Source organism: Massilia sp. CCM 8734, from assembly GCF_011682155.1.
In the GTDB taxonomy this organism is placed as follows: Bacteria; Pseudomonadota; Gammaproteobacteria; order Burkholderiales; family Burkholderiaceae_D; genus Telluria_A; species Telluria_A rubra.
Genome location: NZ_WHJI01000003.1, coordinates 185,154 through 200,560, shown reverse-complemented (window position 1 = coordinate 200,560; position 15,407 = coordinate 185,154). Strand labels below are relative to the sequence as shown.

20 protein-coding genes are annotated in these 15,407 nt (G+C 62.6%); all 20 read left to right on the top strand.

Annotated features, from left to right (window positions below; all coding sequences use genetic code 11):
* The first annotated feature begins 243 nt into the window (after positions 1–243).
* The 20 genes from F2P46_RS04645 to F2P46_RS04550 all read left to right on the top strand — a co-directional run bounded on the left by F2P46_RS04645 (position 244) and on the right by F2P46_RS04550 (position 15,405).
* A complete protein-coding gene (locus tag F2P46_RS04645) occupies positions 244–1,047 on the top strand; it encodes an ABC transporter ATP-binding protein (RefSeq protein WP_166885671.1) in 804 nt (267 codons plus the stop codon).
* Positions 1,044–1,823 carry a lipid asymmetry maintenance ABC transporter permease subunit MlaE gene (gene mlaE / locus F2P46_RS04640; RefSeq protein WP_166885669.1) on the top strand — a complete coding sequence of 260 codons (780 nt, stop codon included), beginning with the start codon at positions 1,044–1,046 and terminating at the stop codon, positions 1,821–1,823. The genes F2P46_RS04645 and mlaE overlap by 4 nt, the downstream gene beginning before the upstream one ends.
* 51 nt (positions 1,824–1,874) lie before the next feature.
* Positions 1,875–2,342, top strand: coding sequence for an outer membrane lipid asymmetry maintenance protein MlaD (gene mlaD / locus F2P46_RS04635; RefSeq protein ID WP_166885667.1), 468 nt, complete (start codon positions 1,875–1,877; stop codon positions 2,340–2,342).
* A gap of 5 nt (positions 2,343–2,347) precedes the next feature.
* Positions 2,348–3,256 carry a VacJ family lipoprotein gene (locus F2P46_RS04630; protein WP_166885665.1) on the top strand — a complete coding sequence of 303 codons (909 nt, stop codon included), beginning with the start codon at positions 2,348–2,350 and terminating at the stop codon, positions 3,254–3,256.
* A 69-nt stretch (positions 3,257–3,325) separates the two neighbouring features.
* The gene (locus F2P46_RS04625; protein WP_166885663.1) at positions 3,326–3,964 is read left to right on the top strand and encodes a phospholipid-binding protein MlaC; all 639 of its coding nucleotides are present in this window, start codon (positions 3,326–3,328) and stop codon (positions 3,962–3,964) included.
* A 1-nt stretch (position 3,965) separates the two neighbouring features.
* A complete protein-coding gene (locus F2P46_RS04620) occupies positions 3,966–4,262 on the top strand; it encodes a lipid asymmetry maintenance protein MlaB (RefSeq protein WP_166885661.1) in 297 nt (98 codons plus the stop codon).
* Positions 4,263–4,411: 149 nt separating this feature from the next.
* Positions 4,412–5,341: an ABC transporter ATP-binding protein gene (locus tag F2P46_RS04615; protein ID WP_166885659.1), complete on the top strand. Its 930-nt coding sequence runs from the start codon at positions 4,412–4,414 to the stop codon at positions 5,339–5,341.
* Positions 5,338–6,102: an ABC transporter permease gene (locus tag F2P46_RS04610; protein ID WP_166885658.1), complete on the top strand. Its 765-nt coding sequence runs from the start codon at positions 5,338–5,340 to the stop codon at positions 6,100–6,102. The genes F2P46_RS04615 and F2P46_RS04610 overlap by 4 nt, the downstream gene beginning before the upstream one ends.
* Before the next feature lie 25 nt (positions 6,103–6,127).
* Complete coding sequence (locus tag F2P46_RS04605; protein WP_166874824.1) at positions 6,128–6,364, top strand: BolA family protein; 237 nt, start codon at positions 6,128–6,130, stop codon at positions 6,362–6,364.
* Between the two features lie 14 nt (positions 6,365–6,378).
* Positions 6,379–7,629 (top strand): UDP-N-acetylglucosamine 1-carboxyvinyltransferase, encoded by a 1,251-nt coding sequence (gene murA, locus F2P46_RS04600; protein WP_166885656.1) that lies wholly within the window; start codon positions 6,379–6,381, stop codon positions 7,627–7,629.
* A 10-nt stretch (positions 7,630–7,639) separates the two neighbouring features.
* On the top strand, positions 7,640–8,314 hold the full coding sequence (gene hisG / locus F2P46_RS04595) for an ATP phosphoribosyltransferase (protein ID WP_166874830.1): 675 nt from the start codon (positions 7,640–7,642) through the stop codon (positions 8,312–8,314).
* A 19-nt stretch (positions 8,315–8,333) separates the two neighbouring features.
* Entirely contained in the window at positions 8,334–9,656 is a 1,323-nt protein-coding gene (gene hisD / locus F2P46_RS04590; RefSeq protein WP_166885654.1) for a histidinol dehydrogenase, read from the top strand.
* The gene (locus F2P46_RS04585) at positions 9,653–10,468 is read left to right on the top strand and encodes a site-specific DNA-methyltransferase (protein ID WP_166885652.1); all 816 of its coding nucleotides are present in this window, start codon (positions 9,653–9,655) and stop codon (positions 10,466–10,468) included. Before hisD ends, F2P46_RS04585 begins: the two co-directional genes overlap by 4 nt.
* A gap of 95 nt (positions 10,469–10,563) precedes the next feature.
* Positions 10,564–11,658 (top strand): histidinol-phosphate transaminase, encoded by a 1,095-nt coding sequence (hisC, locus tag F2P46_RS04580; RefSeq protein ID WP_166885650.1) that lies wholly within the window; start codon positions 10,564–10,566, stop codon positions 11,656–11,658.
* Positions 11,659–11,670: 12 nt separating this feature from the next.
* Positions 11,671–12,270: an imidazoleglycerol-phosphate dehydratase HisB gene (gene hisB / locus F2P46_RS04575; protein WP_166885648.1), complete on the top strand. Its 600-nt coding sequence runs from the start codon at positions 11,671–11,673 to the stop codon at positions 12,268–12,270.
* A gap of 111 nt (positions 12,271–12,381) precedes the next feature.
* On the top strand, positions 12,382–13,020 hold the full coding sequence (hisH, locus tag F2P46_RS04570; RefSeq protein ID WP_166885646.1) for an imidazole glycerol phosphate synthase subunit HisH: 639 nt from the start codon (positions 12,382–12,384) through the stop codon (positions 13,018–13,020).
* A gap of 46 nt (positions 13,021–13,066) precedes the next feature.
* Entirely contained in the window at positions 13,067–13,843 is a 777-nt protein-coding gene (gene hisA, locus F2P46_RS04565; protein WP_166885644.1) for a 1-(5-phosphoribosyl)-5-[(5-phosphoribosylamino)methylideneamino]imidazole-4-carboxamide isomerase, read from the top strand.
* Between the two features lie 16 nt (positions 13,844–13,859).
* Entirely contained in the window at positions 13,860–14,621 is a 762-nt protein-coding gene (hisF, locus tag F2P46_RS04560; protein WP_166885642.1) for an imidazole glycerol phosphate synthase subunit HisF, read from the top strand.
* Between the two features lie 2 nt (positions 14,622–14,623).
* Entirely contained in the window at positions 14,624–15,070 is a 447-nt protein-coding gene (gene hisI / locus F2P46_RS04555; protein WP_166885640.1) for a phosphoribosyl-AMP cyclohydrolase, read from the top strand.
* Positions 15,067–15,405 (top strand): phosphoribosyl-ATP diphosphatase, encoded by a 339-nt coding sequence (locus tag F2P46_RS04550; protein WP_166885639.1) that lies wholly within the window; start codon positions 15,067–15,069, stop codon positions 15,403–15,405. The genes hisI and F2P46_RS04550 overlap by 4 nt, the downstream gene beginning before the upstream one ends.
* Positions 15,406–15,407: the final 2 nt, after the last annotated feature.

Below are 15,407 nucleotides of genomic sequence, written 5' to 3'. Positions count from 1 at the left end.
ATGCATGAAGTAATGTAAAGTTACATAAACGCATTGTTGGACATGAGTAATAAGTCCGCCTTCGAACCAATTCCTTCCGCCCCACTATCCCAGCAAAAACAAACACTTACCTTCAAAAATATCTGACCCGCCGTTCAGTAGTGTTGTATTCTGGCCGCGCGCACCCATTGTGGATCGGGGCCCTCTCAGCAGGGATTGCCCTTTCTGCACTACAATACGCCATTCCCAAATATGAACAGCGCCGTGTCTAATCTTGTCGAAATCCGCGATCTACATTTTTCTTACGGCGACCGTTCGATCTTGTCGAACCTCCGGATGGACTTCCCACGCGGTAAGGTCGTGGCCGTCATGGGCGGTTCCGGCTGTGGCAAGACTACGGTGCTGCGCCTGATCGGCGGCCAGATCCGCCCGCAAAAAGGCTTCGTCACCGTCGCCGGCGAAACCGTCCACGAACTCGATACCGATAATCTGTACCGCCTGCGCCGCAAGATGGGCATGCTGTTCCAGTTCGGCGCCCTGTTCACCGACCTGAGCGTCTTCGAAAACGTCGCCTTTCCGCTGCGCGAACATACCGACCTGCCCGAAGAGCTGATCCACGACCTGGTGCTCATGAAGCTCAACGCGGTCGGCCTGCGCAATGCCGCCAGGTTGAAACCTGCCGAAATTTCCGGCGGCATGGCGCGCCGCGTGGCCGTCGCCCGCGCCGTCGCGCTCGACCCGGAACTGATCATGTACGACGAACCGTTCGCCGGCCTCGATCCGATTTCGATGGGCGTTACCGCCAACCTGATCCGCAGGCTCAACGATGCGCTCGGCTCCACCTCGATCCTGGTGTCGCACGATGTGCATGAATGCTTTGCGATCGCCGATTATGTGTACTTTATGTCCGCCGGGAAGATTGTCGCCCAGGGTACGCCGGCCGATATGCGCGTCTCCGAGGATCCTTACGTGAAGCAGTTCGTCAACGCCGCGCCCGACGGCCCCGTGCCTTTCCATTACCCCGGCAAGTCGCTGGCCGAGGACCTGGGCCTGGGAGAGCGCAAGTGATCGCTAACTTCCTGGGCGCCATCGGCCAGTCCGTGCGCGAAAATATCGCCAGCGTCGGCTTCGCCACGCGCTCCTTCTTCACCCTGCTGGGCGTGACCCCGGGCGCGCTGCGCCGTCCCGGACTCATTTCCGAACAGATTCACTTCATCGGCAATTATTCGCTGGTGATCATCATCGTCTCCGGCTTGTTCGTCGGCATGGTGCTCGGCTTGCAGGGCTATATCACCCTCACGCCCTACGGCGCCGAACAAAAGCTCGGCCAGGTGGTCGCGCTGGCGCTGGTGCGCGAACTCGGGCCGGTCGTGACCGCCCTGCTGTTCGCCGGCCGCGCCGGTACCTCGCTGACCGCGCAGATCGGCTTGATGAAAGCTGGCGAGCAACTCTCGGCCATGGAAATGATGGCCATTAACCCGGTGCAGCGCGTGCTGGCGCCGCGTTTCTGGGCCGGCGTGATTGCCATGCCCATCCTCGGCACCATCTTCAGCGCCGTCGGCGTGCTCGGCGGCTACCTGGTCGGCGTGCAGCTGATCGGCGTCGACGAAGGCGCCTTCTGGTCGCAGATGCAAGCGAACGTGGATGTGCAGCACGATGTCGTCAACGGCATCATCAAGAGCTTCGTGTTCGGCATCGCCGTCACCTTCACCGCGCTGTTCCAGGGCTACCAGGCCCAGCCGACGCCGGAAGACGTGTCGCGCGCCACCACCCGTACTGTTGTGATCGCGTCGCTGACCGTCTGGGGTCTGGACTTCGTGATGACCGCGATGATGTTTAACTAAATATTGAATCTGGCGGCACACAGCGCCGCATAACACGAGTTAGGAAATCAAATGCATCGTAAATCCATCGACGTCTGGGTCGGCCTGTTTGTTCTGCTGGGCCTGGCAGCGCTGCTGTTCCTGGCCCTCAAGGCCGGTAACATGAGTACATTGTCGTTCGGCAAGACCTACCTGGTCCAGGCCAAGTTCGACAATATCGGCGGGCTCAAGCCGCAAGCGCCGGTGAAAAGCGCCGGCGTGGTGGTCGGGCGCGTGGGCGATATCAAGTTTGATGACAAGACTTATCAGGCGCTGGTAACCTTGGAACTGGAGACGGGCTATAACTTCCCGAAAGATAGCTCGCTCAAAATCCTCACTGCCGGCCTGCTCGGTGAACAGTACATCGGTATTCAGGCAGGTAACGACGATGCCAACAAGCTGGTCAATGGTGACCGGATTAACACGACCCAATCTGCCACCGTGCTGGAAGACCTGATTAATCAGTTCATCTACAGCAAGGCGGCTGACGGAAAGGAATAAGAGCAATGACATTCATGAAGCCGAACCGCGTCCCGACCTGGCGCGCCAGCGCTGCCGCCCTGGTGGCCATTGCCACCCTGAGCGGTTGCGCCACCAACAACCCGCGCGATCCGCTCGAGCCGTTCAACCGCACGATGTTCAAGTTTAACGACACCATCGACCAGGCCGCGCTCAAACCGGCCGCCACCGCCTACAAGAAGGTGCTGCCGAGCTTCGTGCAAACCGGCGTGAACAACTTCTTCGGCAACCTGTCCGATGTCTGGACCGGCGCTAACAACTTGATGCAAGGCAAGGGCGAGCAAGGCATGTCCGACTGGACCCGCGTTGCCCTCAATTCCACCTTCGGCATCGGCGGCCTGTTCGATATCGCTTCCGAAGCGGGCTTGAAAAAGCACAATGAAGACTTCGGCCAGACCCTCGGTTACTGGGGCGTGCCGAGCGGCCCCTACCTGATGCTGCCGCTGCTGGGACCGTCCACCGTGCGCGACACCTCCGGCTTGCCGGTTGACATGGCCGCCAATGGCTGGTCCTATGTCGATCCCTCGTCGACCCGCAACATCGGCACCGCGATTCGCGTGATCGACGCCCGCGCCAACATCCTGGACGCGTCGAACCTGATGGAAGAAGCCGCACTCGACCGTTACGAATTCATCCGCGACGGCTTCCTGCAGCGTCGCCAGGGCCAGGTCTTCGATGGCGAAACCTCGCGCAAGGCGCTGAAAGAAGCCAACCAAGGACCGGCCGACGCCAAGAGCATCCGCGCCGCCTACGCCGACGATGACAGCGCGTCGCCTAGCGCGTCGCCTAGCGCGTCGCCTGGCGCTGCGGCCACGGCGCCGGCGGCTACGCCGACCGCCCCTGCACCGACGCCGGCGGCAACACCGGCTGTGTCATCCGAAACGCCCTCGAAGTAGTTAACCGCTAAACTGGACCGTCAACGCACGGTCCAGCCGGTATCAACGCAACCTTTTCGAAAAGAGCTTATGAAACTGATCAAACACCTTATTGCCCTCGCGACAGTGACCATTGCCACCAGCGCCATCGCCGCCGCCCCTGCCGAAGCGCCGGACGCGCTCGTCAAGCGCATCAGCGCCGACGTCATCGACACCGCCAAAGCCGACAAGGATATCCAGGCCGGCAACCAGAAAAGGGTCATGGACCTGGTCGAAAGCAAGATCTTGCCGCACGTTGACTTCATGCGCATGACCCAGCTGGCCGCCGGCCGCGCCTGGCGCGATGCCTCGCCTGAACAGCAAAAGCAACTCTCGAACGAGTTCCGCACCCTGCTGATCTTTACGTACTCGGGCGCGCTGTCGCAGATCAAGAATGAAACCGTCGAGTTCAAGCCGCTGCGCGCCGCGCCGGAAGACAAGGAAGTCGAAGTGCGTTCGCAAGTGAACGTGGCCCGCGGCGAGCCTGTCACCCTGAACTATCGCCTGGCGCAAACCCCGAGCGGCTGGAAGATTTTCGACATCAACGTGCTCGGCGCGTGGTTGGTGGAAACCTACAAAGGCACCTTCGCATCCGAAATCAACAAGTCCGGCATCGATGGCCTGATCAAGACCCTGGCCGAGCGCAACAAGAAGCTGGCCGCCAAGCCGCTGGCCAAGCCCATCAAATAACATGGTTCAAACCAACAAGCTCGAGAACATCGATACCCTGACCGTGCACAACGCCAAGGCGGCACTGGTGCAGGGTTACGATGCGATCAAGGCGGGCCAGACCGTGTTCGATTTCGGCTCCGTCAAGGTCGCCGATTCGTCCGCCGTCGCGGTCCTGCTGGCCTGGCAGCGCGCCGCGCGCAGCGCCGGCGTGGTGCTGTCCTATGTCAATCTTCCGGACAGCCTGAAAAGCCTGGCCGCGCTGTACGGCGTCGATGCCTTCCTGGTGGACACCCCCGCCAACCTGCACCACCATTGATCCTGCCTTTGGGGAGGCGCCCGCGCCTCCCCACTCCCCCTGCCTGTAACCCTGGGCAACTCTGTTTCTCCCGATTTCCCCTATAATTGACGGCTCACCCCGCAATGTCTCTGCATGCTGTATAGACATTTGCTCACCCAAAAAGACGCATGACAGCGATTCAAATTACCAACGTCGAGAAAAGCTACAAGGCCCTCAAAGCCTTGGGTGGCGTCTCCCTGACGATTGAAGAAGGCGAGTTCTTTGGCCTGCTCGGCCCCAACGGCGCCGGCAAGACCACCCTGATCTCCACCATCGCCGGCCTGATCCGCCCCGATGCGGGCACGGTCGCCATTCACGGCCACGATGTCGTCACCGATTTCCGCGAAGCGCGCAAGAAGCTCGGCGTGGTGCCGCAGGAACTGGTGTTCGATCCCTTCTTCACGGTGCGCGAAACCTTGCGTCTGCAATCGGGCTACTTCGGCCTCAAAAACAACGACAAGTGGATCGATGAAGTCATGGGCAACCTCGACCTGACCAACAAGGCCGATGTGAACATGCGCGCGCTGTCGGGCGGCATGAAGCGGCGCGTGCTGGTGGCCCAGGCGCTGGTCCACAAGCCGCCCGTGATCGTGCTCGACGAGCCGACCGCCGGCGTCGATGTCGAACTGCGCCAGACGCTCTGGAAGTTCATCTCGCGTTTGAACAAGGAAGGCCACACGGTGGTCCTGACCACCCACTACCTGGAAGAAGCGCAAGCCATGTGCCAGCGCGTGGCCATGCTCAAGGGCGGCAAGGTGGTCGCGCTCGACACCATGTCGGCCCTGATCCGCCGCATCTCCGGTTCGCAGCTGATCGTGCACCTGGCCAGCGGCGGCCTGCCGGAAGACTTGCGCCACCTGGTCTCGCACGACGAACGCGATAATGACAACGGCAAGGGCAGCGGCATGAAATACAGCCTGCGCGTGAACGAATACGGCGAAGTCGAACAAATACTGGCGCGCCTGCGCGAAGCCGGCGCCGTCATCGACGAAATGCAGCTGCAGCAGGCCGACCTGGAAGACATCTTCCTGCAGATTATGGACAAGGGCACGCTATGAACATGTTCTCGGTGGGCTTCCAGACCCTGCTCTACAAGGAAATGCTGCGCTTCTGGAAGGTGGCCACGCAAACCGTGCTCGCGCCTGTGCTCACGGCCATGCTGTACCTGCTGATCTTCGGCCACGTGCTCGAAGGTCACGTCAACGTGCGCGGCGTGAACTACACCGCCTTCCTCATTCCCGGCCTGGTGATGATGAGCGTATTGCAGAATTCCTTCGCCAACTCCTCGTCCTCGCTGATCCAGTCCAAGATCACCGGCAACCTGGTGTTCATTTTGCTGCCGCCGCTGTCGCACTGGGAGATTTTATCGGCCTACGTGCTCGCTTCCGTGGTGCGCGGCCTGACCGTCGGCGCCGGCGTGTTCATCGCCACCGTGTGGTTCGCCAAGCTGTCGTTCGCCGCGCCCCTGTGGATCCTGGCGTTTGCGCTGCTGGGCGCGGCCATCCTCGGCACCATGGGCGTCATTGCCGGCATCTGGGCCGAAAAATTCGACCAGCTGGCCGCGTTCCAGAACTTTTTGATCATGCCCGCCACCTTCCTTTCCGGCGTGTTCTACTCGATTCACTCGCTGCCGCCGTTCTGGCTCACCGTGTCGCATTTCAATCCGTTTTTCTACATGATCGACGGCTTCCGTCACGGCTTCTTCGGCCAGTCCGACGTCTCGCCGTGGACCAGTCTTGCGATCGTGTCGGCCTTCTTCGCGGCCCTCGCGGGTATCGCCATCAACCTGCTCAAGCGCGGCTACAACCTGCGCCATTAATGCGTCATTCATCAGAGGAATCATCGTGGCTACCACACCAGAACTTATTCACGGCTACATCAGCGCCGGTCTCGAATGCACCCACCTCGAAGTGGACGGCGACGGCCAGCACTTCACCGCCGTCATCGTCTCGCCGGCGTTTGCCGGCAAGCGCCCGATCCAGCGTCACCAGATCGTCTATGCTGTGCTGGGCGAGCGCATGCGCGAAGAAATCCACGCGCTGTCGATGAAAACGCTCACCCCAGAAGAATACCAAGGTTAAAAGGATAAACAAGCATGGACAAGCTCCAAGTGGTCGGAGGCAAGCGCCTCCAAGGGGAAATCGTCATCTCGGGCGCCAAGAACGCGGCCCTGCCGATTCTGTGCGCCGGTTTGCTCACCTCGGGCGACCTTGAACTGTCGAACGTGCCGCGCCTGCACGACGTCAAGACCATCCTCAAGCTGCTGGCCCAGACCGGCCTGAAGGTGACCCAGGACGACGAGCGCGTGACCCTCAACGGCAGCGCCATCACCACCCTGGAAGCGCCGTATGAGCTGGTCAAGACCATGCGCGCCTCGATCCTGGTGCTCGGTCCCTTGCTGGCGCGCTTCGGCGAAGCCAAGGTCTCGCTGCCGGGCGGCTGCGCCATCGGTTCGCGTCCGGTCGACCAGCACATCAAGGGCTTGCAGGCGCTCGGCGCCGAGATCACCATCGAAGGCGGCTACATCTACGCCAAGTGCAAGAAGCTCAAGGGCGCCCGCATCCGCACCGACATGATCACCGTCACCGGCACCGAGAATCTGCTGATGGCGGCCACCCTGGCCGACGGCGAAACGATTTTGGAAAACGCCGCGCGCGAGCCGGAAGTGACCGACCTGGCCAACCTCTTGGTGGCCATGGGCGCCAAAATCGAGGGCATCGGCACCGACCGCCTGGTGATCCAGGGCGTGGCCGAACTGCACGGCGCCAAGCACGCGGTGATCTCCGACCGCATCGAAGCGGCTACTTTTCTGTGCGCGGTGGCGGCCACCGGCGGCGACATCCTGCTCAAGAACACCCGCACCGACTATTTTGACGTGGCGCTCGACAAGCTGCGCGAGATCGGCCTGGTCATGACCATGGGTTCCGATTCGATCCGCGCGCAGATGGGCGGCCGCCCGAAGCCGGTGTCGTTCCGCACCACGGAGTATCCGGGCTTCCCGACCGACATGCAGGCCCAGTTCATGGCCGTCAATACCATCGCCTCGGGCAGCAGCCGCATTACCGAAACGATCTTCGAAAACCGCTTCATGCACGTGCAGGAGATGAACCGTCTCGGCGCCTCGATCCAGACCGAGGGCAACACCGCCCACGTCAAGGGCGTCGACAAGCTGGTGGGCGCGCCTGTGATGGCGACCGACCTGCGCGCCTCGGCCTCGCTGGTGATCGCCGCCATGGCCGCGCAAGGCACCACCATCATCGACCGCATCTATCACCTCGACCGCGGCTACGACCGCATGGAAGTGAAGCTGTCGGCGGTGGGCGCCGATATCGTCCGCATCAAATAAAGAAGACACGATGAGCACATTCAGTAACCCGGCCAACTCCCAGCTGATCCTGGCGCTGTCGAAGGGCCGCATCTTCGACGACACCATGCCTTTGCTCGAAGCGGCCGGCATCACCGTCACCGAAAACCCGGAGACCTCGCGCAAGCTGATTTTGGCGACCAACGATCCGAACGTGCGCGTCATCATCGTGCGCGCGTCCGACGTGCCGACCTATGTGCAGTACGGCGCCGCCGATTTCGGCGTGGCCGGCAAGGACGTGCTGCTCGAGCACGGCGGCGAAGGCCTGTACCAGCCGATCGACCTGAACATCGCCAAATGCCGCATGTCGGTGGCGGTGAACGCCGGCTTCGACTACGACAAGGCGGTGCGCCAGGGCGCGCGCCTGCGCGTGGCCACCAAGTTCGTCCAGACCGCGCGCGAGCACTTCGCCGCCAAGGGCGTGCACGTCGACCTGATCAAGCTGTATGGCTCGATGGAACTGGCGCCCCTGGTCGGCCTGTCGGACGCGATCGTCGACGTGGTCTCCACCGGCAGCACCCTGCGCGCCAACAACCTGGTCGAAGTCGAAGAGATCATGGACATTTCATCGCGCCTGGTGGTGAACCAGGCCGCGCTCAAACTCAAGCGCGAGCGCCTGCAACCGATTCTCGACGCCTTCGAACGCGCGTCGCGCCTGAACAACTAAAGATTTAGAAACGACTATCATGACCATCCAGATCCGCCACCTCGATTCGGCCCAGCCGGACTTCAAACAACGCCTCGATACCCTGCTGGCCTTCGAAGCGTCCACCGATGAAGCGATTGAAAAATCGGTGGCGGCGATCCTGCATGACGTTAAACATCGTGGCGACGCCGCCGTCCTTGAGTACACCAACAAATTCGACCGCATTCCCGGCGGCGCCGCCAGCATGGCCGCCTTCGACGTGCCGCAAGCCGAACTGCAGGCTGCACTCGATGCGCTGCCGGCAGCCCAGCGCGCGGCGCTGGAAACGGCCGCCGAACGGATTCGCGTCTTCCACGAGCGGCAAAAAGAAGAACTGCGCGGCTTCACCTACACCGAGCCCGATGGCACAGTGCTGGGCCAGAAAATCACCCCGCTCGACCGGGTCGGCATCTACGTCCCGGGCGGCAAGGCGGCGTATCCATCGTCGGTGCTGATGAACGCCGTGCCGGCCAAGGTGGCCGGCGTGGCGGAGATCATCATGGTGGTGCCGACCCCGGACGGCGTGAAAAACCAGATGGTGCTGGCCGCCGCCGCCATTGCGGGCGTGACGCGCGTGATCACCATCGGCGGCGCCCAGGCTGTCGGCGCGCTGGCCTACGGCACCGCCACCATCGCCCCGGTCGACAAGATCGTCGGCCCCGGCAACGCCTACGTGGCGGCGGCCAAGCGGCGCGTGTTCGGCACCGTCGGCATCGACATGATCGCCGGCCCGTCCGAAATCCTGGTCCTGTGCGACGGCAGCACCGACCCGGACTGGGTCGCGATGGACCTGTTCTCGCAGGCCGAGCACGACGAACTGGCGCAGGCCATCATGCTGTGCCCCGACGCCGACTACATCGCACGGGTGGAGGCGAGCATCCACAAGCTGCTGCCGAGCATGCCGCGCGCGGACACCATCCGCACCTCCATGACCGACCGTGGCGCCCTGGTCAAGGTGCGCGACATGCAGGAAGCGTGCGACATCGCCAACGCCATCGCCGCCGAGCACCTGGAAATTTCGGCCGAGGACCCGCAGCAGTGGGCCGATAAAATCCGCCATGCCGGCGCCATGTTCCTCGGGCGTTTTTCGTCCGAGTCGCTGGGCGACTACTGCTGTGGCCCGAACCACGTGCTGCCAACGTCCCGCACCGCGCGCTTTTCGTCGCCGCTGGGCGTGTACGACTTCCAGAAGCGTTCGTCGGTGATTTTCGTGAGCGAAGCCGGTGCGCAAACCCTGGGCAAGGTCGCGGCCGAACTGGCCTACGGCGAAGGCTTGCAGGCGCATGCGCGCAGCGCCGAACTGCGATTGCGACCGGCGCCATGAGCGACTGGCTCAATCAGGTATTTTGCGAGGATGCGCTGGTTGGACTGGCGCGCATCCCGGACGGTTCCATCGACCTGATTCTGACCGACCCGCCGTACAACCTGGGCAAGGACTACGGCAACGACTCCGACCAGCAAAGCGTGGCCGATTACCTGGCCTGGACCGAGCAATGGATTTCGAAGGCGCTGCCCAAGCTCAAACCCAACGGTAGTTTGTACGTCTTCCTGACGTGGCGCTTTTCGCCCGAGATTTTCGTCATGCTCAAGCAGCGCATGACGATGATGAACGAGATTATCTGGGACCGCCGGGTGCCGTCGATGGGCGGCAGCGTGAGGAGTTTCAGTTCGGTGCACGACACGATCGGCTTCTTTGTGAACCGCAAGGATTACTATTTCGACCTGGACGCGGTGAGGATTGCGTACGACGCGGCGACCAAGAAGGCCCGTTCGCGTTCGATTTTCGTCGGCGCCAAGTGGCTCGAAGTGGGCTACAACCCCAAGGATCTGTGGAGCGTGTCGCGCCTGCACAAGGAACATCCGGAGCGCGCCGATCACCCGACCCAAAAACCCCTCGAGATCATCGAGCGCATGGTCAAGGCCTCGTGCCCGCCGGACGGCGTGGTGATGGACTTGTTCATGGGCAGCGGCACCACGGCCATGGCGGCCAAGCGCTGCGGACGCAATTTTGTCGGCTTCGAGCTCAATGCCGCGTACTGCGAGATCATCGCCGCGCGCCTGGCTTCGCCGCCGGAGCAGGAAATGGTCAAGAAGCGCAAGCCGCCCAAGAAGACTGTGCAGGCTGAAAATGCTTAGAACTGTCATTCCCACCACCACCGCCAGCGCCGTCGTTCCCGCCGAGGGCCGCCTTGGCGCGGGAACGACGGTACACACTTAAGGAGCAAAGCAGCATGAGTTTCATCGACACGCTGATCGCCAACACGATCCGTCCCGAGGTCCAGGCCGACCACGCCTACGTCGTCGCCGACGCCGACGGCTTCATCAAACTCGACGCGATGGAGAACCCGTACTCGCTGCCTGCCCACCTGCGCGAAGAACTGGGCCAGCGCCTGGCTGCCGCGGTCCTGAACCGCTATCCGCTGGCCAGCAACGCCACGCTCAAACATAAAATCTGCACGCGCCTGGGCGTACCAGGCGGTTACGACGTCATCCTCGGCAACGGCTCCGATGAACTGATCTCGATCATGGCCACCGCCGTCTCGGGCGGCGCGCGCCGCCCGGTGATCCTGGCGCCGACGCCCGGCTTCGTGATGTTTTCGCGTTCGGCCATGCTGGCCGGCGCCACGTTCGTGGGCGTGCCGCTGCGCGCCGACATGACGCTCGACAAAGCGACCATGCTCGCCAAGATCGCCGAGCACAAGCCGGCGCTGGTGTTCCTGGCCTACCCGAACAACCCGACCGGCAACCTGTTCGACCCGGCCGAGATGGTCGAGATCATCCACGCCGTCGGCGACACCGGAATCGTCGTCGTCGACGAAGCCTACGGCCCGTTTGCGCGCACCTCCTTCATGGATCGCCTGCCCGAGTTCGAGAACCTGGTGGTCATGCGTACCGTCTCGAAACTGGGCCTGGCCGGCATCCGCCTCGGCTACATGACCGCCGCGCCCAAGCTGCTGGCGCAGTTCGAAAAGGTACGCCCGCCGTATAACATCAATGTGCTGACCCAGACCGCCGCCGAATTCGCGCTCGATCATATCGAGGTGCTGAACGACCAGGCCACCTTGCTGATCGAAGCGCGCGAACACATGGCGACCGACCTGGCCGCGCTGCCCGGCGTGACCGTGTTCCCGTCGGCCGCCAATTTCCTGCTGGTGCGCCTGCCGGACGCCGACGCCACCGTCGCACGGCTCGACGCGGCCAAGGTACTGATCAAAAATGTGAGTAAAATGAACGGATTGGGCGGGTGCATCCGCGTGACCGTGAGCACACCTGAAGAAAATGCTGTTTTCCTGGATGCCGTCAAGGCATCGCTGACTTCGCACTAACCGAGCCTCCCCATGAACATCGCAGACCGCACCGCAAACATAACGCGCAACACCAACGAGACGCAAATCCGGGTCGCCATCAACCTCGATGGCACCGGCCAGCAAAAGCTCAACACGGGCGTGCCTTTTCTGGACCACATGCTCGACCAGATCGCCCGCCACGGCCTGATCGACCTCGATATCGAATGCGTGGGCGACCTGCATATCGACGCCCACCACACGGTGGAAGATACCGGCATCACGCTCGGCATGGCGGTGGCCAAGGCGATCGGCGACAAGAAGGGCATCCGCCGTTACGGCCACGCCTACGTGCCGCTGGACGAAGCGCTCTCGCGCGTGGTGATCGATTTTTCCGGTCGTCCGGGGCTGGAGATGCACGTACCCTGGAAGCGTTCGATGATCGGCAACTTTGACGTCGACCTGGCGCACGAGTTTTTCCAGGGTTTTGTGAATCACGCGCTGGTCTCGCTGCACATCGATAACCTGCGCGGCGAGAACGCGCATCATCAGTGCGAGACTGTGTTCAAGGCTTTCGGGCGGGCGCTGCGCATGGCCGCAGAGCTTGACGCGCGTTCGGCCGGCACGATTCCGTCTACTAAGGGAAGTCTGTAACCGTCATCCTTATCGCGTCGTCCCCGCGCAGGCGGGGACCCAAGTTGGTTGGCTGAGCGCGCAAAACTTGGGTTCCCGCCTGCGCGGGAACGACGACACATTTGAATTGCTATGAATAAAATTGTTGTGGTCGACTACGGCATGGGCAACCTGCGCTCGGTGGCGCAAGCCCTGCGTGCCGTCGCTCCTGAAGCCGACGTACTTATCTCCGGCGACGTCGCCGATATCGATTCGGCCGACCGGATCGTCTTGCCCGGCCAGGGCGCCATGCGCGACTGCATGGCCAGCCTGCGCCAGTCCGGCGTCGAGGAAGCCTTGCTGCGCGCCGCCAAGACCCGTCCCATCATGGGCGTGTGCGTCGGCGAGCAAATGCTGTTCGACGTGAGCGAGGAGGGCGATACGCCCGGCCTGGCCCTGTTGCCCGGCAAAGTGGTGCGCTTCCGGCTCGATGGCCGCCTGCAGCCGGACGGCTCGCGCTTCAAAGTGCCGCAGATGGGCTGGAACCGCGTCAAACAAGTGCGCCAGCATCCGCTGTGGCAGGGTATCCTCGACGATAGCTACTTCTATTTCGTGCACAGCTACTATGTCCAGCCTGACGATACCAGCCTCACCGCCGGCGAAACCGATTACGGCGCGCCGTTCTGTTGCGCGGTCGCCCGCGATAATATTTTCGCGACCCAGTTCCACCCGGAGAAAAGCGCCGGCGCGGGCCTGCAGCTGTACAAGAACTTCGTCCACTGGAATCCCTGATTGTCATCCGGTCACCCAATCACCCAACTACCTAAGATAACCGATCATGCTGCTCATTCCTGCCATCGACCTCAAAGACGGTCACTGCGTTCGCCTCAAACAGGGCGATATGGAACTTGCCACCGTCTTCTCCGAAGACCCCGCCGAAATGGCGCTGCACTGGCTCAAGCAGGGCGCGCGCCGCCTGCACCTGGTGGACCTGAACGGCGCCTTCGCCGGCAAGCCGAAAAACGAAGCCGCCGTCAAGTCGATCCTGCAGGTGGTGCAGGAGTTCGCCGTCGATAACGATATCGACGAGATCCCCGTCCAGCTGGGCGGCGGCATCCGCGATCTCGACACCATCGAGCGCTATCTCGACGACGGCATCACCTACATCATCGTCGGCACCGCCGCCGTCAAGAACCCGGGCTTTTTGCACGACGCCTGCGGCGCCTTCCCCGGCCACATCATCGTCGGCCTTGACGCCAAGGATGGCAAGGTCGCAACAGACGGCTGGAGCAAGATGAGCGGCCACGAAGTGATCGACCTGGCCACCAAGTTCGAAGCCTATGGCGTCGAATCGATCATCTACACCGACATCGGCCGCGACGGCATGATGGGCGGGATTAACATCGAAGCGACCGTCAAGCTGGCCCAGGCCGTGCGCATTCCGATCATCGCTTCAGGCGGCCTGCACAACCTGGGCGATGTCGAGGCCCTGTGCGCGGTGCAGGAAGAAGGCATCGAAGGCGTGATCTGCGGCCGCTCGATCTACGAGGGCACGATCAACCTGGGCCAGGCCCAGGCACGCGCCGACGAACTCACCGAAGGCGACCCGGCGTAAGCCGGACGGACACACCATGCTCGCAAAACGCATCATTCCCTGCCTCGACGTGACCGGCGGGCGCGTCGTCAAGGGCGTCAATTTCACCGAACTGCGCGACGCCGGCGACCCGGTCGAAATCGCGCGCCGCTACGATGAGCAGGGCGCCGACGAAATCACTTTCCTCGACATCACGGCGTCCTCGGACGAGCGCGACCTGATCCTGCACATCATCGAAGCGGTGGCCTCCACCGTGTTCATCCCGCTCACCGTCGGTGGCGGCGTGCGCAAGGTCGACGACGTGCGCCGCCTGCTCAACGCCGGCGCCGACAAGGTCAGCATGAACACCTCGGCCGTGACCAATCCCGAGCTGGTGTTCGAGGCCTCGCAAAAGCACGGTTCGCAGTGCATCGTGGTGGCCATCGACGCCAAGCAGAGCGCGCCCGGCAAGTGGGAAGTGTTCACCCACGGCGGACGGCGCGCCACCGGCCTCGATGCGGTTGAATGGGCGATGAACATGGAGCGCCTCGGCGCCGGCGAAATCCTCCTCACCAGCATGGACCGCGACGGCACCAAGATCGGTTTCGACCTCGGCCTGACGGCCGCCGTGTCGAACGCGATCGGCATTCCCGTCATCGCCTCGGGCGGCGTGGGCGGCCTGCAAGACCTGGCCGACGGCGTCAAGATCGGCAAGGCCGACGCGGTGCTGGCGGCGAGTATTTTTCACTACGGCCAGCACACGGTCGGCGAAGCGAAGCGCTTCATGGCCGCGCAGGGCATTCCCATGCGTCTGGATTGAACATGACACCAACGATAACGAGTAGCGCGGCCAATTTCAGCTGGCTGAAAAAAGTCCGGTGGGACGAGAACGGGCTGGTGCCGGTGATCGCCCAGGAAGCCGGTTCGAACGATGTGCTGATGTTCGCCTGGATGAACCGCGACGCGCTGGCGCGCACGGTGGAACTGGGCGAGGCGGTGTACTGGAGCCGCTCGCGCAAGAAGCTGTGGCACAAGGGCGAAGAGTCGGGCCATACCCAGAAGGTGCTGGAAATCCGTCTCGACTGCGATGAAGACGTAATCCTGCTCAAGATCGAGCAGGCCGGCTCCATCGCCTGCCATACCGGCCGCCATTCCTGCTTCTATCAAAAGTTCGGCGGCGACGCCAAAAGCGGCGACTGGCAGGTGGTCGAACCGGTGCTGCAGGATCCGGAAACGATTTACACCAATCCCAAGAAGAGCACCCCATGAGCCAGACCCTCGCCCGCGTGGCGCAAACGATCGAATCGCGCAAGCTGGAAAATGGCGGCGACCCCGCCACCTCCTACGTGTCGCGCCTGTTTTCCAAGGGCGACGATGCGATCCTGAAAAAAATCGGCGAAGAAGCCACCGAGCTGGTGATGGCCGCCAAGGATGCGCGCGTCGATGGCGATGCTGCCAAGGTGCTGTACGAATGCGCCGACCTGTGGTTCCATTCAATGGTGCTGCTGGCCAAATTCGACCTCTCCCCGCAACAGGTGCTCGACGAGCTGGCGCGCCGCGAAGGCCTGTCGGGCCTGGACGAAAAAGCCGCCCGCCCGGCTTGAAG

Bases quoted from the DNA above. Each gene is read 5' to 3' on its own strand.
- F2P46_RS04615 (WP_166885659.1), top strand. From the start codon at position 4,412: ATGACAGCGATTCAAATTACCAACGTCGAGAAAAGCTACAAGGCCCTC.
- hisG (WP_166874830.1), top strand. From the start codon at position 7,640: ATGAGCACATTCAGTAACCCGGCCAACTCCCAGCTGATCCTGGCGCTG.
- hisF (WP_166885642.1), top strand. From the start codon at position 13,860: ATGCTCGCAAAACGCATCATTCCCTGCCTCGACGTGACCGGCGGGCGC.
- F2P46_RS04630 (WP_166885665.1), top strand. From the start codon at position 2,348: ATGACATTCATGAAGCCGAACCGCGTCCCGACCTGGCGCGCCAGCGCT.
- hisI (WP_166885640.1), top strand. From the start codon at position 14,624: ATGACACCAACGATAACGAGTAGCGCGGCCAATTTCAGCTGGCTGAAA.
- mlaD (WP_166885667.1), top strand. From the start codon at position 1,875: ATGCATCGTAAATCCATCGACGTCTGGGTCGGCCTGTTTGTTCTGCTG.
- hisH (WP_166885646.1), top strand. From the start codon at position 12,382: ATGAATAAAATTGTTGTGGTCGACTACGGCATGGGCAACCTGCGCTCG.
- F2P46_RS04550 (WP_166885639.1), top strand. From the start codon at position 15,067: ATGAGCCAGACCCTCGCCCGCGTGGCGCAAACGATCGAATCGCGCAAG.
- murA (WP_166885656.1), top strand. From the start codon at position 6,379: ATGGACAAGCTCCAAGTGGTCGGAGGCAAGCGCCTCCAAGGGGAAATC.
- hisD (WP_166885654.1), top strand. From the start codon at position 8,334: ATGACCATCCAGATCCGCCACCTCGATTCGGCCCAGCCGGACTTCAAA.
- hisB (WP_166885648.1), top strand. From the start codon at position 11,671: ATGAACATCGCAGACCGCACCGCAAACATAACGCGCAACACCAACGAG.
- hisA (WP_166885644.1), top strand. From the start codon at position 13,067: ATGCTGCTCATTCCTGCCATCGACCTCAAAGACGGTCACTGCGTTCGC.
- F2P46_RS04620 (WP_166885661.1), top strand. From the start codon at position 3,966: ATGGTTCAAACCAACAAGCTCGAGAACATCGATACCCTGACCGTGCAC.
- hisC (WP_166885650.1), top strand. From the start codon at position 10,564: ATGAGTTTCATCGACACGCTGATCGCCAACACGATCCGTCCCGAGGTC.
- F2P46_RS04585 (WP_166885652.1), top strand. From the start codon at position 9,653: ATGAGCGACTGGCTCAATCAGGTATTTTGCGAGGATGCGCTGGTTGGA.
- F2P46_RS04610 (WP_166885658.1), top strand. From the start codon at position 5,338: ATGAACATGTTCTCGGTGGGCTTCCAGACCCTGCTCTACAAGGAAATG.
- F2P46_RS04625 (WP_166885663.1), top strand. From the start codon at position 3,326: ATGAAACTGATCAAACACCTTATTGCCCTCGCGACAGTGACCATTGCC.